This window comes from Hyphomonas sp. (genome assembly GCF_037969335.1).
Classification (GTDB): domain Bacteria; phylum Pseudomonadota; class Alphaproteobacteria; order Caulobacterales; family Hyphomonadaceae; genus Hyphomonas.
On record NZ_JBBKXE010000152.1, the window covers coordinates 1 to 6,198 of the forward strand.

The 6,198-nt window shown below is 59.9% G+C and carries 7 protein-coding genes; 6 read left to right on the top strand and 1 reads right to left on the bottom strand.

The genetic code is table 11. The annotated features are described in order from the left end of the window. Positions 1–901: FAD-dependent oxidoreductase (locus AADA04_RS11560; protein WP_340693422.1), on the top strand; the 901-nt coding region annotated here is incomplete at its 5' end. A gap of 68 nt (positions 902–969) precedes the next feature. On the opposite strand, the gene AADA04_RS11565 is transcribed toward AADA04_RS11560, so the two are convergent. After that, a complete protein-coding gene (locus AADA04_RS11565) occupies positions 970–1,122 on the bottom strand; it encodes an entericidin A/B family lipoprotein (RefSeq protein WP_340693423.1) in 153 nt (50 codons plus the stop codon). Between the two features lie 164 nt (positions 1,123–1,286). Between AADA04_RS11565 and purQ the strand changes: the two genes are divergently transcribed. The 5 genes from purQ to AADA04_RS11590 form a co-directional block, all read left to right on the top strand. Beyond that, positions 1,287–1,955: a phosphoribosylformylglycinamidine synthase subunit PurQ gene (gene purQ, locus AADA04_RS11570; RefSeq protein WP_340693424.1), complete on the top strand. Its 669-nt coding sequence runs from the start codon at positions 1,287–1,289 to the stop codon at positions 1,953–1,955. Between the two features lie 41 nt (positions 1,956–1,996). After that, positions 1,997–3,472: a sulfotransferase gene (locus tag AADA04_RS11575; RefSeq protein WP_340693425.1), complete on the top strand. Its 1,476-nt coding sequence runs from the start codon at positions 1,997–1,999 to the stop codon at positions 3,470–3,472. After that, positions 3,465–4,475: an adenosine deaminase gene (locus AADA04_RS11580; RefSeq protein WP_340693426.1), complete on the top strand. Its 1,011-nt coding sequence runs from the start codon at positions 3,465–3,467 to the stop codon at positions 4,473–4,475. Before AADA04_RS11575 ends, AADA04_RS11580 begins: the two co-directional genes overlap by 8 nt. A 38-nt stretch (positions 4,476–4,513) precedes the next feature. Continuing rightward, positions 4,514–5,698 carry a DUF3089 domain-containing protein gene (locus AADA04_RS11585; RefSeq protein ID WP_340693427.1) on the top strand — a complete coding sequence of 395 codons (1,185 nt, stop codon included), beginning with the start codon at positions 4,514–4,516 and terminating at the stop codon, positions 5,696–5,698. A gap of 47 nt (positions 5,699–5,745) precedes the next feature. After that, on the top strand, positions 5,746–6,198 hold a 453-nt coding region (locus tag AADA04_RS11590; protein ID WP_340693428.1), incomplete at its 3' end, for an AIR synthase related protein.

Genomic DNA, 6,198 nt, shown 5'->3' on the forward strand with positions numbered 1-6,198 from the left:
TGGCGCCACCCTGCATTCCACCCGCGTCACCGCGCTGGACCCCGTCGCGCAGACCGTCGATCTCGCTAGCGGCGGCACGCTTTCATTCGACTATGCGTCACTCGATATCGGCGCGATTGCCGATGTGGCAGGTCCGAAACACCTGAGACAGCTCGGCGCGCCGGTGAAGCCGCTCGGCCCATTCGCGGATCGCTGGTCAGCTTTTGTCGCCCGCTTAGAGACCGGCGAAATTCCGCCTCACGCCGCCGTTCTCGGTGCCGGAACGGCCGGTGTCGAACTGGCCCTGTCGATGAAATACAGGTTGGACAGACTGGGCCTTGTCCAGCCTGTCCGCGTGTCATTGATAGAGCGCGGAAATCATCTGTTGTCAGGCGGCACCGCGTCAATGCGAACGCACCTCGAGCGCGAGTTGAAGCGGGCCGGCGTGGCAATATTCACGGGCGAATCTGTTGTCGATGCTGACGAGAACGGACTGCGCCTGACATCGCACGAGGACGTCCCTGCGGGCTTCATCGCCCTTGCCACCGGCGCACGTCCACAAGCCTGGCTGGCGGGGACTGGGCTAACCCTACACGACGGCTTCGTGTCCGTGGGGCCAACACTTCAATCCCTCAGCCACCCCCACGTTTTCGCCTGCGGAGACACGGCCCACCTGACGTTTGATCCACGACCCAAAGCGGGCGTTTTCGCTGTGCGTCAGGGACCGGTACTCGCAGAGCAGATAATCAGGCTGGCCGCCAATCAGCCGCTCATCCAATACCGCCCCCAGAAGGACTACCTGAAGCTGGTCAGCCTCGGCCGCCGCCGCGCCATTGCGGAAAAATGGGGCATCACCCTGAACCTACCGGGACTCTGGGCTCTAAAGCGCCATATTGACCTGAAATTCATGGGCAATGCCTGATCTGCGCAGCTGATCACACTGTGTGGTAGCGGCGCCCGGCTGGAAATGCCCGCCGGACGCCAACCGGACTATTCGGTAATTTCTTCTTTGACGTCCTTGGCCGCGTCCTGGACGACTTCGCCGCCAGCTTCAACGTCTTTGCCGACGCCTTCGACCGTATTGCAGGCAGTGACGAACGGCACATAAGAAACGGCCATAAGGGCGATCAGAAACTTTTTCATGGAATGCTCTCCTTCTCGACTGAGCGATTTACGTTGAGCGCATATTCAACAACCAGCAAGCAGTAGTTTTACCTAAGGAGGCCATGGCGAATAATTGCGTCGCGCACAGCCAAATCCGCCAAAACCGGTTCCCTTATCCTCCGACTCCCTGCTAAAGGACGCGCATGAAAACCGCCGTCATCGTTTTTCCCGGCTCCAACTGTGACCGGGATGCGCAGGATGCCCTGGCCAAGGTCACGGGCAAGGCCCCGGCCATGGTCTGGCACAAGGACGGGACAATCCCCTCCGACACCGACCTTGTCATGGTGCCGGGTGGCTTCTCTTACGGAGATTACCTGCGGTGCGGCGCCATCGCCGGTAACTCGCCAGTCATCGAACAATTGACCGCGCACGCCAAACGCGGTGGCTATGTCCTCGGCGTTTGCAACGGCTTCCAGATCCTCTGTGAAACCCGCCTCCTGCCCGGCGCACTGATGCGAAACGCGTCGCTTCACTTCGTCTGCAAACCCCAACGCCTGACGGTGGAAAGCGCCAATTCCGCCTTTACCAGCGCTTATGCCGGGCGCGACACGGTCACTTTTCCCATTGCCCACCATGACGGCAATTATTTCGCCGACGATGCGACGCTTGATCGCCTCGAGGGCGAAGGCCGGGTATCATTTCGCTACGCTCGGGGCGAGAACCCGAATGGCGCCGCGCGCGACATCGCTGGCATCCTCAGCGAAAATGGCCGCGTGCTCGGCATGATGCCACACCCGGAACGCGCCGTTGGCGGAACCGAAGGCGGCCTTGATGGACTCGGCGTCTTTGAAAGCCTCGTCAACGCAGCCTGAGACCGCTGGTCAATCAGCGCCTCCGCGGCTAATAAAGCCGCATGATCACAGAAAATTCTCTTTCTCCGGAAATTGCCCAACGCCTTTCCGAAGCGTCCGCCTTGCGTGAGTCAGGTCAGGTCAGCGAAGCAATCTCTGCTTATCGGTCCGTATTGTCGGAAGCCCCTAACCTGCCTGATAGCTGGTATAATCTCGGTTGGCTCTTGCGCCGCGCCGGCGACCCGCAGCAGGCCATCGAGGCATATGACAGGGCGCTCGCTCTGGGTATCAAAGACCCCGAGGAAGTGCACCTGAACAGGGGCGTAATCTTCGCCGACGATTTGAATTCACCCGATCGGGCTGTTGAGGCCTACCGCACCGCACTGGCGCTAAACGCCGACTTTCTCCAGGCAAGATTCAATCTCGCCAACTCGCTGGAAGATGTCGGCGACCGAGACGGCGCTGCGGCAGAATACCGGACGTTACTGGAGTACAATCCGCGCGAAACCGAGCCACTGGCACGCCTTGCCAATCTTGCAACAGTCAGCTCAGCCGACGACGGACTCGTCATTCGACTCGAATCCGAACGCTCCAGGCCAGAGATCAGCAAGGCCTCGAAGGCCAGTCTTGAATTTGCGCTTGGCCGCTTGCTTGATCAGGTGGGCGAATATGACCGCGCATTCGAAGCATTCAAGACAGCTAATTTTGCCAGTTCGGCTGCGCGCCATGCCAACTCGCCCAAATATGATCCCGCACGACACGATGCGCAGGTTTCCAAGATGCTTGAGGTGGGCATTCCATCCGCCCCTGCGGTATTCAAGCCAACGCCGATCCAGCCCGTCTTCATTGTCGGACAATTCCGTTCTGGCTCGACCCTGCTTGAACAAATCCTGTCTTCACACAGCGCCGTCGCCACGGGAGGCGAACTCGGGCTGTTGCCATCGCTCGCAGGCCGGCATCTTTCACCGTACCCGCAAAGCCTTTCAACCCTGTCATACGAGATGGCCACCAAGCTTCGTGAAGCTTATCTGGACGGCTTGAAGCAGCGCGTGCCGAATGCCGCAGGTATTGTCACCGACAAGCGACCCGACAATTTCTACCATGTCGGGCTGATCCTGCGCTTGTTCCCCGACGCCAAAATTCTTCACACCGTCCGCGATCCTCGTGACACGTGCCTGTCAAACTATTTCCTGCATCTCAGCCATCAACAGCCTCACGCGCTGACCCTTCCCCATCTGGGCCATCAATACCGCGCCTATCAGCGCGTCATGGCGCACTGGAAGGATATCGCCCCTGATCAAATTCTGGACGTCGATTATGACGTACTCGTACAAAATCCCGAGGCCGAGATCAGGAAAACCCTGGATTTCCTGAATTTGCCATTCGAACCGGCTTGCCTCGATTTCCAGAACAGCGATGCGCCTGTTAAAACCGCCAGCGTCTGGCAGGTTCGCGAGCCACTCTATCAGCGCTCATCGGGGCGCTGGCGCAATTACGAGTCCCATTTGGGTCCGCTTCTCGAGGCCCTGAATGACTGACCGCGCTGACCTGATCGCCAAATTGCCAAAAGCCGAGCTTCATCTTCACATCGAAGGCAGCTTCGAGCCTGAATTGATGATGGCGATTGCGAAACGAAACGGGATCGCTGTCCCCTTCAAAACACTGGACGAAGCCAAAGCGGCCTACGCGTTCTCGAACCTTCAGGAATTTCTCGACATCTATTATCAGGGCATGGCGGTCCTGCTTTATGAGCAGGATTTCTACGACCTCACCTGGGCCTATCTGGAGCGTGTCGCTGCCGACAATGTGCGACATGTCGAGATATTCTTCGATCCCCAGGCCCATACTGAACGCGGCGTCGCCTTCTCCACAGTCGCCGACGGAATCCTCGCGGCGCTGGACGATGGCGAGAAGAAGCTCGGCATCACCTCACACCTGATCATGAGCTTCCTGCGCCACCTCAGTGAGGAGGACGGCTTCGCGCTGCTGGAGGAATCGCGTCCCTACCATTCGAGATTCATCGGCGTCGGTCTCGACAGTTCAGAGGTCGGCCACCCGCCATCCAAGTTTGCCCGCCTGTTCGAGAAATGCCGGGAACTCGGTTTCAGGCTCTGCCTGCATGCCGGCGAGGAAGGTCCACCGGAATATGTCCGCGAAGCGCTCATCGACATCGGCGCCGACCGTATCGACCATGGCAACCGGTCGATGGAAGATGCCGGACTGGTCCAGGTGCTCCTCGATACGCAAACGCCATTGACCAACTGCCCCCTGTCCAACCTGTCGCTCTGTGTGATCGACGAACTTAGCGACAGCCCGCTGAAGGCGCAGTTGGACGCGGGCCTGCTCGTAACCGTCAACTCGGATGATCCGGCCTATTTCGGCGGTTATATCAACCAGAACTATCGCGAGATCGCTGACGCACTTGACCTCAGCGACGATCAGCTCATTCAACTCGCCCGCAACAGCTTCACCGGCGCCTTTCTCAGCGACGCCGACAAGGCCCGTCACCTTTCAGAAATCGACAAGGCTCTGGGAATCTGACAGCACTCCTCGGCAAGCAGAAATCCGAGGAAACATCCATGTTGAAGAAGCTGTTGATCGGCGCTGCCGCGCTCGCCCTGTCATCGTGCTCCAAAGACGCACCGAAGAGCAACGAAACGCCCGTCGCCGAGCCGGCAGCGGCTGAAACCCCCGGTTTCGAGCACAATGACTACGCCGATATGGCAAACTGGCTGTGCCACCCTGACAAGGCGTCAGACGCCTGCGCGATCGACCTGACCGCGACGGCCATCGCAGCCGACGGCACGACCTCGATCATCCCGTTCGAACCTGCTGCTACACCTGAGTTCGACTGCTTCTACATCTACCCTACGGTTTCATTCGATCCGACGCCCAACAGCGACATGACCCCCGGCCCCGAAGAGCTGAATGTCGTGGCCAACCAGTTCGCACGCTACGGCGAAACCTGCCGCCTCTTCGCACCCATCTACCGGCAGCGCACGCTGCTTGAACTACGCGCCCAGATGATGACAGGCCAGTCCACTGCCAATGCAGAGATGCGCTATGCGGACGTGATCGACAGCTGGAACAGCTATATGGAGAATCAGAACAAAGGACGCGGCGTGGTCCTGATCGGCCATTCGCAGGGCGCTGGCATGATTTATGACATGCTCAATGCCGACATCGTCGGGTCGCCTGACCAAGCCAAACTGATTGCCGTACACGCCATCGGGTTTCCAACCAGGATTGACCCGGCAACCGGCAAGGCAGCAGGCCTGCCCGTCTGCAAATCGGGCGCCGAAACCGGCTGCCTCGTGAACTTCGAGAGCTTCCGCGCAACCAATCCGCCGCCTGCCGACTCCCGGTTCGGACTTGCCGATGGCGACCACCGCGCGGTCTGCAACAATCCCGTGGCGCTCACCGGTGAAGGCAATGCCCTGAACGCCTTCATGCCGCGCCAGAGCCTTGGACGGACTGAACCAACCGATTACGGCGCACCGGTCGAGACGCCCTTCGTTACCCTGCCTGGTATGCTGACGGCGAGTTGCGAGGCCAATGACACGCACGACTGGCTGGCGATTTCGATCAAGACTGATCCGGCTGACCCCCGCGCCGACGATATTCCGGGCGACGTGATCATCAACGGCGAAATACTCGCCGACTGGGGCCTGCATCTGGTCGACATGAACCTCGCCATGGGTAATCTCGTCGAACTGGCGAAAACCGAAGGCGCCGCATGGCAGGCGGCCCAAACACCCGAGTGAGCACAATCAGGCTGGCGACTCGGGCACTTTGCGGTTAAAGCGCCCGCATGCCTGATACATCTGCGATACTCGCCCACCTGACCACCACTCAGACCGCCAAGGAAGGCGTCGAACACGGCATCAAGGCCGATGAATGGGAACGGCTGGTCACACGCCTTGGCCGCCAGCCGAACCTGGTCGAGCTCGGCATCTATTCGGTGATGTGGTCCGAGCACTGCTCGTACAAGTCATCGCGGCGTCACCTGTCCAAATTCCCAACCAAGAATGCCCGCGTGATCCAGGGCCCCGGCGAAAATGCCGGCGTGATTGATATCGGCGACGGACAGGCCGCCATCTTCAAGATGGAGAGCCACAACCACCCGTCCTATATCGAGCCCTATCAGGGCGCGGCCACGGGCGTCGGCGGCATCCTGCGGGACGTGTTCACCATGGGCGCGCGACCGATTGCGCTGGTCAATGCCCTCCGCTTCGGCGACCCGAGCCATCCGAAGACGCGCAGC